General features: G+C 66.4%; 17 protein-coding genes and 1 tRNA gene. All 18 read right to left on the bottom strand.

What is annotated here, in order from left to right; all coding sequences use genetic code 11:
- Positions 1-44 precede the first annotated feature (44 nt).
- Positions 45-4,163 (bottom strand): DNA-directed RNA polymerase subunit beta, encoded by a 4,119-nt coding sequence (gene rpoB / locus AC3WLC_RS31825; protein WP_493687875.1) that lies wholly within the window; start codon positions 4,161-4,163, stop codon positions 45-47.
- 241 nt (positions 4,164-4,404) lie between these two features.
- Entirely contained in the window at positions 4,405-4,788 is a 384-nt protein-coding gene (rplL, locus tag AC3WLC_RS31820) for a 50S ribosomal protein L7/L12 (RefSeq protein ID WP_092159662.1), read from the bottom strand.
- Between the two features lie 51 nt (positions 4,789-4,839).
- Positions 4,840-5,355 carry a 50S ribosomal protein L10 gene (rplJ, locus tag AC3WLC_RS31815; protein WP_137884480.1) on the bottom strand — a complete coding sequence of 172 codons (516 nt, stop codon included), beginning with the start codon at positions 5,353-5,355 and terminating at the stop codon, positions 4,840-4,842.
- Between the two features lie 504 nt (positions 5,356-5,859).
- Positions 5,860-6,558 (bottom strand): 50S ribosomal protein L1, encoded by a 699-nt coding sequence (gene rplA / locus AC3WLC_RS31810; protein ID WP_091843782.1) that lies wholly within the window; start codon positions 6,556-6,558, stop codon positions 5,860-5,862.
- Positions 6,559-6,571: 13 nt separating this feature from the next.
- Positions 6,572-7,003 carry a 50S ribosomal protein L11 gene (gene rplK / locus AC3WLC_RS31805; RefSeq protein ID WP_346360834.1) on the bottom strand — a complete coding sequence of 144 codons (432 nt, stop codon included), beginning with the start codon at positions 7,001-7,003 and terminating at the stop codon, positions 6,572-6,574.
- A gap of 155 nt (positions 7,004-7,158) precedes the next feature.
- Complete coding sequence (locus AC3WLC_RS31800; RefSeq protein ID WP_493687874.1) at positions 7,159-7,572, bottom strand: ribbon-helix-helix domain-containing protein; 414 nt, start codon at positions 7,570-7,572, stop codon at positions 7,159-7,161.
- A gap of 77 nt (positions 7,573-7,649) precedes the next feature.
- Positions 7,650-8,252, bottom strand: coding sequence for a DJ-1/PfpI family protein (locus AC3WLC_RS31795; RefSeq protein ID WP_493687873.1), 603 nt, complete (start codon positions 8,250-8,252; stop codon positions 7,650-7,652).
- Between the two features lie 87 nt (positions 8,253-8,339).
- Positions 8,340-8,870 (bottom strand): cytochrome b, encoded by a 531-nt coding sequence (locus AC3WLC_RS31790; protein ID WP_493687872.1) that lies wholly within the window; start codon positions 8,868-8,870, stop codon positions 8,340-8,342.
- The gene (locus AC3WLC_RS31785) at positions 8,867-10,462 is read right to left on the bottom strand and encodes a methyl-accepting chemotaxis protein (RefSeq protein WP_493687871.1); all 1,596 of its coding nucleotides are present in this window, start codon (positions 10,460-10,462) and stop codon (positions 8,867-8,869) included. Before AC3WLC_RS31785 ends, AC3WLC_RS31790 begins: the two co-directional genes overlap by 4 nt.
- 126 nt (positions 10,463-10,588) lie before the next feature.
- A complete protein-coding gene (gene nusG, locus AC3WLC_RS31780; protein ID WP_091843800.1) occupies positions 10,589-11,122 on the bottom strand; it encodes a transcription termination/antitermination protein NusG in 534 nt (177 codons plus the stop codon).
- 14 nt (positions 11,123-11,136) lie between these two features.
- Positions 11,137-11,328, bottom strand: a complete 192-nt coding sequence (gene secE, locus AC3WLC_RS31775) for a preprotein translocase subunit SecE (RefSeq protein WP_152013666.1) — start codon at positions 11,326-11,328, stop codon at positions 11,137-11,139.
- A 158-nt stretch (positions 11,329-11,486) separates the two neighbouring features.
- Positions 11,487-12,218: a class I SAM-dependent methyltransferase gene (locus AC3WLC_RS31770; protein WP_493687870.1), complete on the bottom strand. Its 732-nt coding sequence runs from the start codon at positions 12,216-12,218 to the stop codon at positions 11,487-11,489.
- A gap of 19 nt (positions 12,219-12,237) precedes the next feature.
- A tRNA-Trp gene (locus tag AC3WLC_RS31765) sits at positions 12,238-12,313 on the bottom strand.
- Between the two features lie 74 nt (positions 12,314-12,387).
- Entirely contained in the window at positions 12,388-13,299 is a 912-nt protein-coding gene (locus AC3WLC_RS31760; RefSeq protein ID WP_493687869.1) for a dihydrodipicolinate synthase family protein, read from the bottom strand.
- A 337-nt stretch (positions 13,300-13,636) separates the two neighbouring features.
- Positions 13,637-14,764 carry an ABC transporter substrate-binding protein gene (locus AC3WLC_RS31755; protein ID WP_493687868.1) on the bottom strand — a complete coding sequence of 376 codons (1,128 nt, stop codon included), beginning with the start codon at positions 14,762-14,764 and terminating at the stop codon, positions 13,637-13,639.
- Between the two features lie 117 nt (positions 14,765-14,881).
- Positions 14,882-15,559 (bottom strand): GntR family transcriptional regulator, encoded by a 678-nt coding sequence (locus AC3WLC_RS31750; RefSeq protein ID WP_493687867.1) that lies wholly within the window; start codon positions 15,557-15,559, stop codon positions 14,882-14,884.
- A complete protein-coding gene (locus tag AC3WLC_RS31745) occupies positions 15,552-16,388 on the bottom strand; it encodes an isocitrate lyase/PEP mutase family protein (RefSeq protein ID WP_493687866.1) in 837 nt (278 codons plus the stop codon). The genes AC3WLC_RS31750 and AC3WLC_RS31745 overlap by 8 nt, the downstream gene beginning before the upstream one ends.
- 155 nt (positions 16,389-16,543) lie before the next feature.
- Positions 16,544-16,624, bottom strand: an 81-nt coding sequence (locus AC3WLC_RS31740) for an EF-Tu C-terminal domain-related protein (RefSeq protein WP_493687865.1), incomplete at its 5' end; no start/stop codon positions are given.

Below are 16,624 nucleotides of genomic sequence, written 5' to 3'. Positions count from 1 at the left end.
GGCATGAGTAACGAACGCCGTCGCGCCCTTGCGGGCGTGACGCCTTACTCGGCAGCCTCGGCGGGCACGTCGCCCTGCTTCGGCTTGGTGTTGACCAGTTCGACGTTGAGGCCGAGCGAGCGCATCTCCTTGACGAGCACGTTGAAGCTCTCGGGGATGCCGGCTTCGAAGTTGTCCTCGCCGCGCACGATCGACTCGTAGACCTTGGTGCGGCCGGCGACGTCGTCTGACTTCACCGTCAGCATCTCCTGCAGCGTGTAGGCGGCGCCGTAGGCTTCGAGCGCCCAGACCTCCATCTCGCCGAAGCGCTGACCGCCGAACTGGGCCTTGCCGCCGAGCGGCTGCTGGGTGACCAGCGAGTACGGGCCGATCGAACGGGCGTGGATCTTGTCGTCCACCAGGTGGTGCAGCTTCAGCATGTAGATGTAGCCCATCGTGACCTTGCGGTCGAAGGGCTCGCCAGTCCTGCCGTCATACAGCGTGGACTGCCCGGAGCTGTGCAGACCCGCCTGCTCCAGCAGCCGCTCGATGTCGGACTCCTTGGCGCCGTTGAAGACCGGCGTCGCGATCGGCACGCCACGGCGCAGGTTCTGGCCCATCTCGATCAGCTCGGCGTCGTCCATCGAGGCGATGATCTCGTTGTCCTCGTAGACGGCGTCGAAGGAGGCGCGCAGGGCCTTGGAGTCGTGCGCCTTGCGATAGGCGTCGATCGCCTTGCCGATCTGCTTGCCGAGACCAGCGGCAGCCCAGCCCAGATGCGTCTCCAGGATCTGGCCGACGTTCATGCGCGAGGGCACGCCGAGCGGGTTCAGCACGATGTCGGCATGGGTGCCGTCCTCGAGGAACGGCATGTCCTCCGCCGGCACGATGCGCGAGACCACGCCCTTGTTGCCGTGGCGGCCGGCCATCTTGTCGCCGGGCTGGATCTTGCGCTTCACCGCGACGAAGACCTTGACCATCTTCATCACGCCCGGAGGCAGCTCGTCGCCGCGCTGCAGCTTCTCGACCTTGTCGAGGAAGCGCTGCTCGAGGCGCTTCTTCGACTCGTCGTACTGCTTCCGCATCGCCTCGATTTCGGTCATCAGGGCGTCGTCCGCCGTGGCGAACAGCCACCACTGCGAGCGCGGGAACTCGCTCATCACCTCGCGGGTGATGACCGTGTCCTTCTTGAAGCCCTTCGGACCGGCGAGGCCGGTCTTGCCGGTCAGGATCTCGGCCAGACGCGCGAAGGTGTTGCGGTCGAGGATCGCCTGCTCGTCGTCGCGGTCCTTGGCGAGACGCTCGATCTCCTCGCGCTCGATCGCCTGGGCGCGCTCGTCCTTGTCGACGCCGTGGCGGTTGAACACGCGGACTTCGACGATCGTGCCCTGGACGCCCGGCGGCACACGCAGCGAGGTGTCGCGCACGTCCGAAGCCTTCTCGCCGAAGATGGCGCGCAGCAGCTTCTCTTCCGGGGTCATCGGGCTCTCGCCCTTCGGCGTGATCTTGCCGACGAGGATGTCGCCCGCCGCCACTTCCGCGCCGATGTAGACGATGCCGGCTTCGTCGAGGTTCTTCAGCGCCTCTTCCGAGACGTTCGGAATGTCGCGCGTGATTTCCTCAGGACCCAGCTTGGTGTCGCGGGCCATGACCTCGAATTCCTCGATATGGATCGAGGTGAAGATGTCTTCCGAGACGATCTTCTCCGAGAGCAGGATCGAGTCCTCGAAGTTGTAGCCGTTCCACGGCATGAACGCGACGAGCACGTTGCGGCCGAGCGCGAGCTCGCCGAACTCCGTCGACGGGCCGTCGGCGACGATGTCACCCTTCTTGATGACGTCGCCGACGCGCACCAGCGGACGCTGCGTGATGCAGGTCGACTGGTTGGAGCGCTGGAACTTCTGCAGACGGTAGATGTCGACGCCCGGCTTGGTCGGGTCCATCTCGTCCGAGGCGCGGATGACGATACGGGTCGCGTCGACCTGGTCGACGATGCCGGCGCGGCGGGCCGCAATGGCAGCGCCGGAGTCGCGGGCGACCGCGGCCTCCATGCCGGTGCCGACGAAGGGCGCGTCGGCGCGAACCAGCGGCACCGCCTGGCGCTGCATGTTCGAGCCCATCAGCGCGCGGTTGGCGTCGTCGTTCTCGAGGAACGGGATCAGCGCCGCGGCGACCGAGACGACCTGCTTGGGCGAGACGTCCATGAAGTCGACCTTGTCGACCGGCACGACGATGACCTCGCCGGCGCGGCGGCAGACGATCAGGTCATCGGTCAGACGGCCTTCCTTATCGACGACAGCGTTCGCCTGGGCGACGTTGTACTTCGCCTCCTCCATGGCCGAGAGATAGATGATCTCGTCGGTCTGCTTGCCGTCGCGGATGCGCCGGTACGGGCTCTCGATGAAGCCGTACTTGTTGACGCGCGCGAAGGTGGCGAGCGAGTTGATCAGGCCGATGTTCGGGCCTTCCGGCGTCTCGATCGGGCAGATGCGGCCGTAATGCGTGGTGTGGACGTCGCGCACCTCGAAGCCGGCGCGCTCGCGGGTCAGGCCGCCCGGGCCAAGCGCCGAGAGGCGGCGCTTGTGGGTGACTTCCGAGAGCGGGTTGGTCTGGTCCATGAACTGCGAGAGCTGCGACGAGCCGAAGAACTCGCGCACCGCGGCGGCCGCGGGCTTCGCGTTGATCAGGTCCTGCGGCATCACGGTGTCGATGTCGACCGAGGACATGCGCTCCTTGATGGCGCGCTCCATGCGCAGGAGACCCAGGCGATACTGGTTCTCCATCAGCTCGCCGACCGAGCGCACGCGCCGGTTGCCGAGATGGTCGATGTCGTCGATCTCGCCCTTGCCGTCGCGCAGGTCGACCAGCGCCTTGACGACCGCGAAGATGTCCTCCTTGCGCAGGATGCGCACGGTGTCGGCGGCGTCGAGGTCGAGACGCATGTTCATCTTGACGCGGCCGACGGCCGAGAGGTCGTAGCGCTCCGAGTCGAAGAACAGCGACTGGAACATGTTCTCGGCGGTCTCGAGCGTCGGCGGCTCGCCCGGACGCATCACGCGGTAGATGTCGAACAGCGCCTCTTCGCGGCGCGAGTTCTTGTCGACCTTGAGCGTGTTGCGGATGTAGGGGCCGACCGTGATGTGGTCGATGTCGAGCACCGGCAGCTCGTCGAAGCCGGCGTCGAGCAGCGCCTTCAGGCTCTTCTCGTCGATCTCGTCGCCGGCCTCGGCGAAGACCTCGCCGGTCGCGGGATTGACCAGGTCCTCGGCGATGTACTGGCCGTAGAGGTCCTCGTCCGTGGCGCGCAGGAACTTCAGGCCCTTCTCGGCGAGCTGGCGGGCAGTGCGCGCGACCAGCTTCTTGCCGGCCTCGATCACGACCTCGCCGGTGTCGGCGTCGATCATGTCGACGGTGGCCTTGAAGCCCTTCATGCGCTCGGCGTCGTAGGGAACGCGCCAGCCGTCCTTGTCGCGGACATAGCTCAGGTGGTTGTAGAAGCGCGACAGGATCTCCTCGCCGTCCATGCCGAGGGCGAACAGCAGCGAGGTGACCGGGATCTTACGCTTGCGGTCGATGCGCGCGTAGACGATGTCCTTGGCGTCGAACTCGATGTCGAGCCAGGAGCCGCGATAGGGGATGATGCGGGCGGCGAACAGCAGCTTGCCCGAAGAATGGGTCTTGCCCTTGTCGTGGTCGAAAAACACGCCCGGCGAACGGTGCATCTGCGAGACGATGACGCGCTCGGTGCCGTTGACGATGAAGGTGCCGTTGTCCGTCATGAGCGGCATCTCGCCCATGTAGACGTCCTGCTCCTTGATATCCTTGACCGACTTGGCCTGGGTGTCCGGATCGATATCGAACACGATCAGGCGCAGCGTCACCTTGAGCGGCGCCGAGAAGGTCATGCCGCGCTGGCGGCACTCGTCGACGTCGTATTTCGGCGGCTCGAAGGTGTACTTGACGAACTCCAGCAGCGAGGCGCCGGAGAAGTCGCCGATCGGGAACACCGACTTGAAGACCGACTGCAGACCCTCGTCGCTGCGGCCGCCCTTGGGCTCGTCGACCATCAGGAACTGGTCATAGGACGCCTTCTGAACCTCGATGAGGTTCGGCATCTCCGCCACTTCCTTGAGCTTGCCGAAGAACTTGCGGACGCGCCTGCGACCCTGGAGGGAAGTTACCATCATGTTCCTCGCAATCTCGGACGGCTCACCCGGTGGTCCGGGCCTCAGGCGGAACGGGCCGCCGGGTGAGCCGCTCGGCGCTCATGGGCGCCGACGTTCAAACTGGATCGACCTGCATCGTGGCAGGCCCTGCAAAGACATCGTTCCGGTTACCGGAAACGACGCAACAGCCCCGGAGGCGGCGAGCCGCCCCGGGACTGTCCTTGTCGACTAGATACGGACCGGCATCAGCCGGCCCGGCTCACTTGAGCTCGACCTTCGCGCCGACGGCCTCGAGCTGCTTCTTGAGCTTCTCGGCCTCGTCCTTGGCGACGGCTTCCTTGACCGGCTTCGGAGCGGCTTCGACCAGATCCTTGGCTTCCTTGAGGCCCAGGCCGGTGATGGCGCGGACTTCCTTGATCACCTCGATCTTCTTGTCGCCGGCCGAGGCCAGGACAACGGTGAACTCGGTCTGCTCTTCGGCAGCGGCAGCGCCGGCGCCAGCGCCAGCGGCCGGGCCAGCGGCGACGGCAACGGCGGCAGCGGCGGAGACGCCCCACTTCTCTTCGAGCATCTTGGCGAGGTCAGCAGCCTCGAGAACGGTGAGCGACGAGAGTTCGTCGACGAGCTTGGCGAGATCGGCCATGGTTTAAGTTCCTGATGTAAGAGGTTCGAACGATTAACGGTTGTCGGCTGCTCAGGCAGCGTCCTTGTCGGCATATGCCTGGAACACGCGCGCGAGCTTCGCAGCAGGCGCGGTCGAGAGCTGGGCGATCTTGGTCGCAGGGGCCTGCAGGAGGCCGAGCAACTTGGCGCGCAGTTCGTCGAGCGAGGGCATCGTGGCCAGAGCCTTGACACCATCGGGGTTCAGGGCGGTCTTGCCCATCGCGCCGCCGAGGATGACGAGCTTGTCGTTCTCCTTGGCGAAGGCGGTGGCGACCTTCGGCGCCGCGACCGGATCGCTGGAATAGGCGATCAGGGTGGGACCCGTCAGCAGCTTGCTGATGGACGCGACGTCGGTGCCTTCAAGAGCGATCTTGGCCAGCCGGTTCTTTGCGACCTTCACGGTGGCGCCATTGGCCTTCATCTCGCGACGAAGCTTCTGGAACTGGGCCACCGTCAAGCCCGCATAGTGGGCCACGACAACGACCGACGTCTTCGAGAAGACGTCGTTCAGCGTCGCGACGGCATCAGATTTTGCCGCTTTATCCACTGGGCTCTCTCCGGTAGGCGACAGGTTTTAAGGCCCGCCGCCAGTTGCACGTGCCGCTCTGGAAGTGGCCGGTTGACACCGACCCCTCACCGGAGCGACGCTCAGTGCCCTGTCCCCTGCCATGGCGTGATGCCGTGATAGGGCGAGATGGTTCGAACCTCTTTCGGCACCCTTGGGCGCCGGAAAAGTTCTTGCACCGTCTATGCAGGCCTCTTGGCGAAATTATGCCCCTTGGCCGGAGCCAAAGGCGCACCTGCAGTCTCAGACAGGACTGGGTATCCGGCTTTAAGAGATCACTCTCCTCGACCCGAACACCCATTCTTCGATGGCGAACCATCGAAAAACGCGAAATGGACCCCCTCGTGCCAAGCACGCGGAAGCCCCGTCACTCATGGAAACGCGGAGGAGGCTATAGACCCTCCCCCGGCTTCTGCCAAGTGGTAATCCTCGCGCCAAAGCGCAAGGTGGGGCCGCGATCGCCAAGAAAGCGATCGCTGCGCGATATCAGCCGCCGAGGACGGTGTTCGGCTCGATCTTGACGCCCGGACCCATGGTCGAGGAGATCGCGACGCGCTGGATATAGGTGCCCTTGGCGCCGGCCGGCTTCGCCTTCGAGACCGAATCGACGAAGGCCTTGATGTTCTCGCCGAGCTTGTCGGCATCGAACGAAGCCTTGCCGACGGCGGCGTGGACGATGCCCGCCTTCTCGACGCGGAACTCGACCGAGCCGCCCTTCGAGGCGGCGACGGCGGCGGTCAGGTCCATGGTGACCGTGCCGACGCGCGGGTTCGGCATCAGGCCGCGCGGGCCCAGCACCTTACCGAGGCGGCCGACCAGGCCCATCATGTCCGGGGTCGCGATGCAGCGGTCGAAATTGATTTCGCCCTTCTGCACGGTCTCGACCAGATCCTCGGCGCCGACGATGTCGGCACCGGCCTTCTTGGCCTCCTCGGCCTTGGCGCCGCGGGCGAAGACGGCGACGCGCAGCGTGCGGCCCGAGCCGTTCGGCAGGTTGCAGACGCCGCGAACCATCTGGTCGGCGTGACGCGGATCGACGCCGAGATTCATCGCGATCTCGACGGTCTCGTCGAACTTGGCGTTGGCGCGGGCCTTGACCATCGCGACAGCCTCGGCGAGCGGGTAGAGCTTGATGCGGTCGATGCCTTCACGGCCCTTGACGACGCGCTTTCCGACATGTGCCATTGTCAGTTCCCCCTCAGCCCACGACTTCCAGGCCCATGGAACGGGCCGAGCCACGGATCATCGCCACCGCCGAATCGACGTTGTCGCAGTTGAGATCGGCCATCTTCTTCTCGGCGATCTCCTTGAGCTGAGCAGTCGTGACCTTGCCGACATTGCCACCCTTGCCCGGGGTCTTCGAACCCGAGGTCAGGCCGGCAGCCTTCTTCAGCCAGTACGAGACCGGCGGCTGCTTCATCTCGAAGGTGAAGGAGCGATCCTGATACGCGGTGATGATCACCGGGATCGGCATGCCCTTTTCCATCTGCGCGGTCTTCGCGTTGAAGGCCTTGCAGAATTCCATGATGTTGAGGCCGCGCTGACCGAGCGCGGGACCGATCGGCGGCGACGGATTGGCGGCGCCCGCCGGAACCTGAAGCTTCACGTAGCCCGTGATCTTCTTTGCCATGATGGCTGCTCCTGTCGTCCGCACCGGTGCCGACCGGAACGACGACGCCCCGCCCGCGAGCTGCTATCGCTCCGGATCGGGGTGTTGCAGGGCGTGGTGCGGCGCGAAGCTCCGGCTGGCAGACCGGCACGTCTCCCACGCATGTGAGGGCCGCCCTATGGCACAGGCCGCTCCGAAAGGGAAGCCCCGGATACGCTCGCACGCCGCGGACGTCGTGTCACAGGCGAGAGCCGCTGCGCCTCGCGCGCCAGGATGCCGTCCGCGTCGAGCTCGCGGATCGACCCGAGCTCGCGCGGGACCTCGCCCGCGAGCTGGAGCATCAGGTAGCGGCCGCAGCAGACCCGCAGGAAGGAGGCGAAGTTCTCACCGTCGCCATGGGTCTCGATCAGCTCGCCGTGGAGTCGGGCGAGGAGCTGCCCGAGACTCATGCCGTCACGCGCCGCGATCTCTTCCAGCACGCGCCAATACAGGTTCTCGAGCCGAACGCTGGTCGAGAACCCGTTGAGCCGCACCGATTTCAGGCGCGTGCGCCAGAGATCGGCATCGGCGTTGATGAAGAGCTTGCACATGGCGCCCTCCCCGCGCGCAACCGCCGCGCCTCATGACGCGGCGTTCGCAAAGCATTCTAGGGCCTGGAGGGCCGAGCTCAAGCGGCCTGGCGCAGCTCGCCATGGCTGATCCTGGTGCCGAGCACCGCCAGGAACTGCGCGATCCAGGCCGGATGCGCCGGCCAGGCTGGCGCGGTCACCAGATTGCCGTCGGTCGTCGCCGCATCGATCGCAATATCGGCATAGCGCCCGCCGGCCAGCTCCACCTCGGGGCTGCAAGCCGGATAGGCCGAGCAGCTGCGCCCCTTGAGCACATCGGCGGCCGCCAGGATCTGTGCACCATGGCAGATCGCGGCGACCGGCTTGTTGGCCTCGAAGAAGTGCCGGACGATCGCAATCACCTGCTTGTTCAGGCGCAAATACTCCGGCGCCCGGCCGCCCGGCAGCACCAGCGCGTCGTAAGCCGCCGCATCGACATCGGCGAAGCCTGCGTTGAGCGTGAAATTGTGGCCGCGTTTCTCGGAATAGGTCTGCTGGCCCTCGAAATCATGGATCGAGGTGGCGACGCTCTCGCCCTTCGCCTTGCCGGGGCAGACCGCATCGACCTTGTGGCCGACGGCGAGCAGCGCCTGGAACGGCACCATGATCTCGTAGTCCTCGCCGAAATCGCCGACGATCATCAAAATGCGCTTCCCGCTCATGATTATCCTCCCTGGCACCCGATTGCGGGTTGCCGGCGAGGATAGGCGCAGCGGAGACGGCGCGGGTGTTATCCGGTTAACGCAGGCTCAATCGGCCTTCGCGTCCCGCACCAGATAGTCGCCCAGCGCCAGGCCGATATGGACGACGACGAGCGCGATCAGGCCGAAGGCGAGCCAGGCATGACTGAGTAGCAGCAGGTCGGCATGGCCCGCCTCCGGCGACCAGATCTCGGGCAACGAGAGGCCGAAGAGCAGCTGCCGCGCCCCGAAACTTGAGGCGCCGGCCCAGCCCAGCAGCGGTACCACCAGCAAGCCGAGATAGAGCAGCGCATGCACCGGCCGGCTCGCCGCGCCCTTCTGCCAGCGCGCCGTCACCTGCGCGAACAGCCGATAGCCGATGCGCACCAGGACGAGGCAGAACAGCAGGGCGCCGGTGGTCTTGTGGCCAAGATACAGGAGATCGGCGGCCGGCCCCTGGCCTAGCTGCTTCATCGTCACGCCGGTGGCGAACAGGCCCAGCACCAGCGCCGCGGTCAGCCAGTGCAGCACCTTTGCGGCAAGCGGCAGCGGCAGCTCGGCGGGTATCTCCGCCCTGGACTTCGGAAACGCGATGCTCATGCGCTCGCCAGCTCCCTGCGTCGGATGAAACCGTCTACCGCCTGCCGCAGCTCCGCCGCCTGCCGGTCGAGGTCGGCCGAGGCTGCGGTGACGGAACCCGCGGTCTGGCGCCAGCTCGCCAGCGTGCCGGCGAGCTGTTCGACCTGCTCGGCGACGAGCCTGACATCGCCCGCCGTCCGCGTCGTCGTCTCGCTGATCGAGCGCGAGCCGACATCCTGGCGTGCGGTCAATTCGGCGATCGAGAGCGCCGCCTTGTCGACCTTCTCGACCGAGGTCACCAGCGCGCCGACGCGCAGGGTGATGCGCTGGGCCGCGACGGTGATCTGGTCCAGCCCCTTGCGGACATCGTCGGTCGCCTCGGCGGTACGGTGCGCGAGCTGCTTGACCTCGCCGGCGACGACGGCGAAGCCCCTGCCCGCCTCGCCCGCCCGCGCCGCCTCGATCGTGGCGTTGAGCGCAAGCAGATTGGTCTGGCTGGCGACGGTACCGATAATGTCGATGACCTGGACGATCTTGCCGACGGCCTCGCTGAGCACGACCGTGTCGGCGGTCGCCTCCTCGACCAGCGCCTTGGCCGCATCGGCGACGTCCGAGGTGCGCTGCGCCTCGCTCGCGGCCGTGGCGAGCAGAGACGACACCTCGGTGATCGCACCGGCGACGTGATCGACATGGCCGGAGACGCGCTGCGTCGACAGCGTCGCCGCCCCGGCCCGCTCGTCGACGACGCCCGAAAGCTGCGCGAACTCGCCGGCGGCCTGCGACAGCCGGGCGGAATGCTGCTCCAGCGCCTGCGCAATCGCCGCGATCTGCTCCTGGAAGGCGCCGCTGCGCGCCTGAGCCGCCTCCTGCCGCGCCACCTCGCCCGACAAGGCGCTCACTCGCGCCTGCGCAGCCTCCTGCTCGGCCTGCTGCCCCCGTTGATGCGCCATCAGGGCGCGGCCGAGCATGCCGATCTCGTCGCTGCGCATGGCGAGGGTCTCGAGCCCGCGCTCCTTGCGATTCTCCGCCAGGGCACGCGCCATGTCGGTGATCGGGCGAACCAGCCAGCGATGCTCCAGCCTGACGATGAAGACGAGGCTGAACAGCCCGAGCAGCGAGAGCAGCACCTTGTTCTGGTGGGCGCTCTCGACATGCTGCGACAGGTCGGCACTCAGCCGGCCGATCTCCTCGCCGAGCCCGCGCCGCAGGGCCGAGCGCTTGTCGGCGATCACCCTGAGCTCGGCCCGCGCGGTGGGAACATCGGCCGCCTCGCGCATCGCCAGGGCGCGCCCCGCGATCGTCAGCGCGTCGAGTTCCAGCTTGCCATCCAGCCGGTTGGCGATGTCCTCGGCGCCGATCGCGAGCACTTCGAGGTCGGAGGGTTCGGCCCGGGCACCCGAGAAGACCGCGATGCTGATCCGCTCGAACAGCATGGTCGTCGCTTCGAGGCGCCGGGCGAGATCGCTCTGGGCTTCGAGGGCCTGTGTGAAGCCATGGAGCTTGCGCGAGCCGATCAGCTCGGTCGCGACGTAAAGGCATGACAGCGCGCCGAGCAGCACGCCCCACAGCGCCAGACGCTGTCCGACCGTCGCCTTGAATGTCCTGGGAAACATGCCTGCCCGCGTCGATAGCCGGCGCGGACAATGTCACACACGCCTGAAGGAGGCGTTAACTACAAAAGCACGCAAAAAGGGCGCCGTTTCCGGCACCCTTCGGCAATCCTGGCCTGCGATGGGCCCTTAGAGTTTCTCGACTTGGCTGTATTCCAGCTCGACCGGCGTGGCGCGGCCGAAGATCGAGACCGCGACCTTGAGGCGGGCGCGGGCATGGTCGACATCCTCGACGACGCCGTTGAACGAGGCGAACGGGCCGTCGGCGACCTTCACCTGCTCGCCGACCTCGAACACCACCGTCGGCTTCGGGCGCTCGATGCCCTCGGCGACCTGGCCCTTGATCCGCATCGCCTCATGCTCGGGGATCGGCATCGGCTTGGCCTTGTCGGCCCCGAGGAAGCCGGTGACCTTGGGCGTGTTCTTGATGAGGTGGTAGACCTCGTCGGTCATCTCGCACTTCACCAGGACATAGCCCGGGAAGAACTTGCGCTCGGTGTCGACCTTGCGGCCGCGGCGGACCTCGACGACCTTCTCGGTCGGGACCAGCACTTCATCGAACTTGTCGGAAAGGTTGCGCTGCGCGGCCTGATCCTTGATCGACTGCGCGACCTTGTTCTCGAAGTTGGAATAGGCGTGGACGATATACCAGCGTGTGCTCACGTTCTTGCTTCCGTTCAGCGCGCGAGGATGAGGCCGAGACCCCAGCGGATGACCGTGTCGGTGAAGAGGAAGAACAGGCTCGACATGAGCACCATCAGCAACACCAGGCCGGTGGTGATCAGCGTCTCGCGGCGCGAGGGCCAGGTCACCTTGGAGGCCTCGTTGCGCACCTCCTGCAGGAACTGGAAGGGATTCGTCTTCGCCATCGGGCTCGTCACCTCGGTTCCGGATCGCCGCTTTCGGGCAGCGATTCGGCGGTCCTGAAAGATTCGCGGCGCGGGGCTCAGGGAGCCGCGCGCCGTCGTTAGGGGGCTTCTTACAACGCGAAAGCCCGCTCGCCAAGCGGTTTTGACTCAGGGTCCGCTCAGGGCTTCTCGGCGGCGATCAGCAGGAAGGCCGGGCGCTCGCGCTCCTTGGCCCAGTCCGGTTCGGCCGCGATCTGCTCTTGCGTTGGGCCCCACTCCTCGACATGGCGCAGCCGAAGGCCGAGCCCGACCAGCAGGTTGAGATAGGTCGCAAGCGTCCGATGCTGCTTGACCACGCCCTCGGCCAGCCAGTCGGTGACGCGCTTGCCCTCGTCGAGATAGGCGCCGACCGGCCAGACCGGCAGGCCGGAAGCGTCCTCGGCCCATATCTGGTGGCGCGGCGCCGTCATGATCGGATGCTCGACCGAGAAGACGAAGCGCCCGCCTGGCTTCAGCGCCCGCGCGACGCGGCCGAACACCGCCGGCAGATCGACGAGATAATGGAAGGCGAGCGAGGAATAGATCAGGTCGAAATGCCCGGCCTGCGGCGCGTAAGTCTCGAGATCGGCCAGCTCGTAGCGAACGTTTCCCGCAGACGTCTCCGCCCTCGCCCGCGCCAGCATGCGCTCGGAGACGTCGACGCCGACGACCTCGGCCGCGCCCTCGCTTGCAACAAAGCGGCAGAACCAACCGAAACCGCAGCCGAGATCGAGCACTGTGCTGCCAGCGACCACCGGCAGCAGAGCGCGCAGTGCCGGCCATTCCGGCGCGCCGTCGAGCCCGCGCTGCGAGCGCGGCAACTGGCTGTAATTTTTGAAGAAGCCGGCGTCGTCGTAGATGTTCTGGGTCATCGCGGCACGAACGGACGGCTGGCAGGGGCGGCAGGGCTCGAACCTGCGACACCCGGTTTTGGAGACCGGTACTCTACCAACTGAGCTACACCCCTGCAGCGCCGGTTGCTTAGCCTGAACCCTGCCGGCTTTTCAAGTCGAAATCGCAACCGCCCTGTTCAAAGTTGACTCAACTCGTCAGCCGGCCGCGATAAGGCCCGAGCGCATCGGCATATTTCGCGACGAGATCGAGTCCGAACTGGCTCGGCCGCAGCGCCGGGCCGCGGTCATGGATGGTGATTCCCGCCCGCGCGCCGAAGATGCGCTTGCCATAGCAGAGCAGGCTCTCGATCGACTGCATGATGAAGACGATCGCCGGCAGCACGGCGCGGTAGGCCTCTTCCGCCCCAGCCTCGTCGCCGGCGAGGAAACGCTCATGGACACGCAGCGCATAGTCGATCGTATCGGGCGCCAGGATGAAGCCGACGCAGCCGGCGCGCAGATTGTCGGCGAGTTCCAGCCCACCGCGGCCGTTCATCACCGGCAGCCGCCCTTCCGTGACCTCGATCAGCTGGCGAATCTCGGTCGCCGCCCCCTCGCCCTTGATCAGGCAGATGTTCGGATGCTGGCGGACGAGCTCTGCGATATCGGCTGCGGAAAGACCACGGCCCATATAGGCCGGCGCGTTCTGGATCGCGACCGGCAGCGAGGTCGCCTCGGCAATGCGGCCGAAGAAGCGGATGTACTCCGCCGCGCCGAAGGAGCCGACCATGGGCGGCTGCAGGATCACCCAATCGGCCCTGGCGGCTTCGGCCGCCTTGACCTGTTCGACCTGCTCGGCGACCGAGCCACCGAAGATGGTGAAGGCGAGCGGCGCTTTGCCGGCGACGTCCTCGGCGACCCATTCCATCACGGTGAGCCGCTCGGCGAGGCTGAGCTTCGAGACTTCGGTGGCGAGGCCCAGCGCCGCGATCCCATGCACGCCGAGACCAAGGCAGATCTCGGTCTGGCGCCGCATCGCCGCGCGGTCGAGCCGCTCCTGCGCATCGAACAGGGCAAACGCGATCGCATGGATGCCGGTGAATGGCGGCCTGAAGCCCATCATGTCCTCCTACCAGGCTGCACAGCTAGCCGCCCCGTTCCGGAGGCCGTCCTGGAATGCCGAGTTCATTGAAGGCTTTCCAACAGATGCAGACAAGCAGGACAGGGCGGCAGAACCCCTCCCCCTTGTGGGGAGAAGCAGGGGTGGGGGTTGTAAAGCTGGAACGATCGGTCGGACTTTATGGCGCTGTCGCTGCCGCCATCCCATTCCCTGCCGCCGCTCGCCAAGCGGAACCACCCCCATCCCCATACCCTTCCCCACAAGGGGGAAGGGAGGCGCCCATGCCGGCAATCTCCAGCTCCGACGCACCGGAGGCTCAGCTGATCCGGTCAGCTCCTCACTTCGGCAGGCGGCCGATGATCTTCTGCTTGCCGTCGACCACCTCGGCCAGGAAGCTTTCGCGCTGGACGTCGCCCTTCGCGTCGAAGGTCGTCTCCATCAGGATGCCGGGCTCCTCCTCCGGCTTGATCGTCGCGCCATGCAGGGTCGCTGCGACCTTGGTCGGCTCGAACTTGCCGAGCTTCTCCGTCGCCCATTTCACCGCATGGACCGCCATGTAGCCCTTGATGCCGTTATGGTCGGGCACGAATTTGAAGCGCGCCTCGAAGCGCTTGCCGAAATCCTGCAAGGCGGGGATCGGCGCATCGACGGTCTGGCCGACATGGCCGCGCACGCCATCGGCCGCCTTGCCGGCGAGCTCGATCACCTTCTGGCTCAGGATCGTGGTCTCGCCGATCACCGGCTTGCCGACATTCTGGTCGCGCATCGCCACCAGCAGCCGGGCACTCTCCTCCTCGTTCAGGTAGACGAAGACGGCATCGACCTGCGCGTTCTTCACCTTGATCGCCTCGCCGGCGAAATCGGCCTGGCCCTGCTCGGTCGAGAGGTCGACCGGCAGCTCGATGCCGCGGCTCTTCAATTCTTTCAGGATGGCCTCGTGCCCACCCTTGCCGAAGTCGTTGTTGACCCAGACCACGGCGACCGACTTCGCCTTGACCTGGTCCTTGAGATAGGCGGCGATCTTCGGCATCGCCGCCGACTGACTTAGCGAGGTCCGGAAGATGAAGGGATTGCCCTGGGCGGTGTAGGCCGTGCCGTCGCCGGCGGCGAGCTGGGCGATCTCGGCGCGCTGGGCGATCTGCATCGAGGCCATGATCGAGCCGGTATAGACCGGCCCGAGCACCGCATGGGTGCCCTCGTCGATCGCACGCTGCACGGCGGCGCGGGCATTGGCGGGATTGGTCTGCGTGTCATAGGCGACCATATCGATCTTGCGCCCGAGAATGCCGCCCTTGGCGTTGATCTCCTCGACCGCGAGCTCGATGCCGCTCTTCCAATTGGTGCCCGCGGTCGCGCCCGGCCCGGACAATTCGGCGATGGTGATCAGCTTCACCTTGTCCTGCGCCAGGGCTGGCATGGCCGCCAGCGCGAGCGCCAGGGCAGCGGCTTTCAAGACGATGGTCATGGGGCTCCTCCCGAGCGTCGACGGCCGTTACAGGCTCTCGGCCACGAGCATAGGCTCTAGGACACTGTATGCAAGATGATTTGATCGCTGCCGATGTGCTGCTGACTGGCCTACCGCTCAGCCCGGCGCCTCGCCGCTGCGCAGCACGTCGGCATAGGCGTCCCAGGCCCGCATGATGTGCCGGTGCAGGATCGAATCGAGATCGGCCAGGCGCCCGGCCGCGAAGGCCTCGACCATCAGATGGTGCTCGGCCATGGAGCGCTCCTGCTCGCCTTCCAGCGGCACCGAGAGATGCGTGCGCAATGCCGCGACCCGGCCGGAGACGCCGCGATAGGCGTTGCCCAGATAGCGGTTGCCGCAATGCTGGAAGAAGACCTCGTGAAAGACGGTGTCGGCCCTTGCATAGTCGCGGCGGCTGCCGCTAGCCTGCGCTGCCTCCATCGCCGCGAGCGCATCCTTCATCGCAGCCAGCGCCGCCTCGCGCGCCTTGCTCATGCATTCGCGCAGGGCCTGCGTCTCCAGCATGTAGCGGAAGACGCAGAGCTCGGAGACGTCCTCCTCGGTCGGCGCGAAGACGAAGGTGCCCTTCTTCGGCACGATCGTCACCAGCCCCTGCAATTGCAATCGCGCCAGCGCCTCGCGCACCGGCGTGCGGCTGACGCCGAGGGCCTCGCTCAGCGCCTCCTCCGACAAGGTCTCGCCCAGGCGCATCTCGGCGTCGATGATCGCGTTGCGCAACCGCTCCTCGACGATGGCGACCAGCGATTTCGGCTGCTCGACCTTGAGATCAGGCATAGTGCTCGCGCCCAAGGAAGGCCTCGTAGCTCGGCAGGTCGAGCATGCTCGCCTCCAGCCCGCGCGTCGTGCCCGAGCGCTTCAGCTCGCGGGCGAAGGCCGCCATCATATGGGCGTAGGCCAGCGTCGAGGCGACCGGATAGCTCAGCACCTTGAAGCCGAGCCGCTCGAAATCTGCGGCCGTCAATGGCGGCACCCTGCCCTCGACATAGTTGAACATCAGCGGCGCCTCGATCTCGCCCAGCGCCCGCTTCATCTCCTCCTCGGACTGCAGCATCTCCAGCAGCACGAGATCGGCGCCGGCCCGCGCATAGGCCTTGCCGCGCGCAATCGCCTCGTCGAGACCGAGCGGCAGTCTTGCATCCGAGCGGCCGATGATCAGGAAATCGGGATCGCGCCGGGTCGCGACAGCAATGCGGATCTTCTCGGCATGCTCCTCGGGCGTCACCAGCGCCAGCCCCTTCATCGCACCGCAGCGCTTGGGCGTGACCTGGTCCTCGAGATGGATCGCAGCGACGCCGGCCGCTTCGTATTCGGCAACGGTCCGGGCGACGTTGTTGAGGTTGCCATAGCCGGTGTCGGCGTCGGCGATCAGCGGCACCGTGATCGCCGCGGCAAGCGCCCGGCCGCGCGCGACCATCTCGGTCATGGTCAGAAGCCCGATATCGGGCGCGCCGATCAGGCTGGCGGAGAGCCCGTTGCCGGTCATGTAGACCGCTTCGAACCCGGCCTGCTCGATCGCCCTGGCGCCGATGGCGTCATGGCAGCCGGGCGCGACGACGAGGCCGGGCTGGTGCAGCCTGTCGGCGAGCGAATGGCGGGGACTCATCGCGATCTCCAGTCCGTATGCAAGATACAGGAAGCTGGCACGGGACGGTCCATGACGCCAGTCCCACTCCTCTGCGCCCACGGATCGAGAAATACCGGAATCGAAAAGGGCGGCGTTGCCGCCGCCCTTTCCATATCTCCGGACTGAACCGGTGATCAGGCGATGATGGTTGCGACGACGCCTGCACCGACGGTGCGTCCGCCTTCGCGGATGGCGAAGCGCAGCTTCTCTTCCAT

The sequence above is a fragment of the Allobosea sp. GW821-FHT03A12 genome (assembly GCF_058986765.1).
The sequence above is the reverse complement of the archived record's forward strand: the minus strand, read 5'-3'. Positions and strand labels throughout refer to the sequence as shown.

What these genes read in the sequence shown, in the direction of transcription:
- AC3WLC_RS31750 (WP_493687867.1), bottom strand. Translation starts at nt 15,559, where the DNA reads ATGCCTGATCTCAAGGTCGAGCAGCCGAAATCGCTGGTCGCCATCGTC.
- AC3WLC_RS31800 (WP_493687874.1), bottom strand. Translation starts at nt 7,572, where the DNA reads ATGTGCAAGCTCTTCATCAACGCCGATGCCGATCTCTGGCGCACGCGC.
- AC3WLC_RS31755 (WP_493687868.1), bottom strand. Translation starts at nt 14,764, where the DNA reads ATGACCATCGTCTTGAAAGCCGCTGCCCTGGCGCTCGCGCTGGCGGCC.
- AC3WLC_RS31785 (WP_493687871.1), bottom strand. Translation starts at nt 10,462, where the DNA reads ATGTTTCCCAGGACATTCAAGGCGACGGTCGGACAGCGTCTGGCGCTG.
- rpoB (WP_493687875.1), bottom strand. Translation starts at nt 4,163, where the DNA reads ATGGTAACTTCCCTCCAGGGTCGCAGGCGCGTCCGCAAGTTCTTCGGC.
- rplK (WP_346360834.1), bottom strand. Translation starts at nt 7,003, where the DNA reads ATGGCAAAGAAGATCACGGGCTACGTGAAGCTTCAGGTTCCGGCGGGC.
- AC3WLC_RS31770 (WP_493687870.1), bottom strand. Translation starts at nt 12,218, where the DNA reads ATGACCCAGAACATCTACGACGACGCCGGCTTCTTCAAAAATTACAGC.
- AC3WLC_RS31760 (WP_493687869.1), bottom strand. Translation starts at nt 13,299, where the DNA reads ATGGGCTTCAGGCCGCCATTCACCGGCATCCATGCGATCGCGTTTGCC.
- rplA (WP_091843782.1), bottom strand. Translation starts at nt 6,558, where the DNA reads ATGGCACATGTCGGAAAGCGCGTCGTCAAGGGCCGTGAAGGCATCGAC.
- rplL (WP_092159662.1), bottom strand. Translation starts at nt 4,788, where the DNA reads ATGGCCGATCTCGCCAAGCTCGTCGACGAACTCTCGTCGCTCACCGTT.
- AC3WLC_RS31745 (WP_493687866.1), bottom strand. Translation starts at nt 16,388, where the DNA reads ATGAGTCCCCGCCATTCGCTCGCCGACAGGCTGCACCAGCCCGGCCTC.
- AC3WLC_RS31795 (WP_493687873.1), bottom strand. Translation starts at nt 8,252, where the DNA reads ATGAGCGGGAAGCGCATTTTGATGATCGTCGGCGATTTCGGCGAGGAC.
- AC3WLC_RS31790 (WP_493687872.1), bottom strand. Translation starts at nt 8,870, where the DNA reads ATGAGCATCGCGTTTCCGAAGTCCAGGGCGGAGATACCCGCCGAGCTG.
- secE (WP_152013666.1), bottom strand. Translation starts at nt 11,328, where the DNA reads ATGGCGAAGACGAATCCCTTCCAGTTCCTGCAGGAGGTGCGCAACGAG.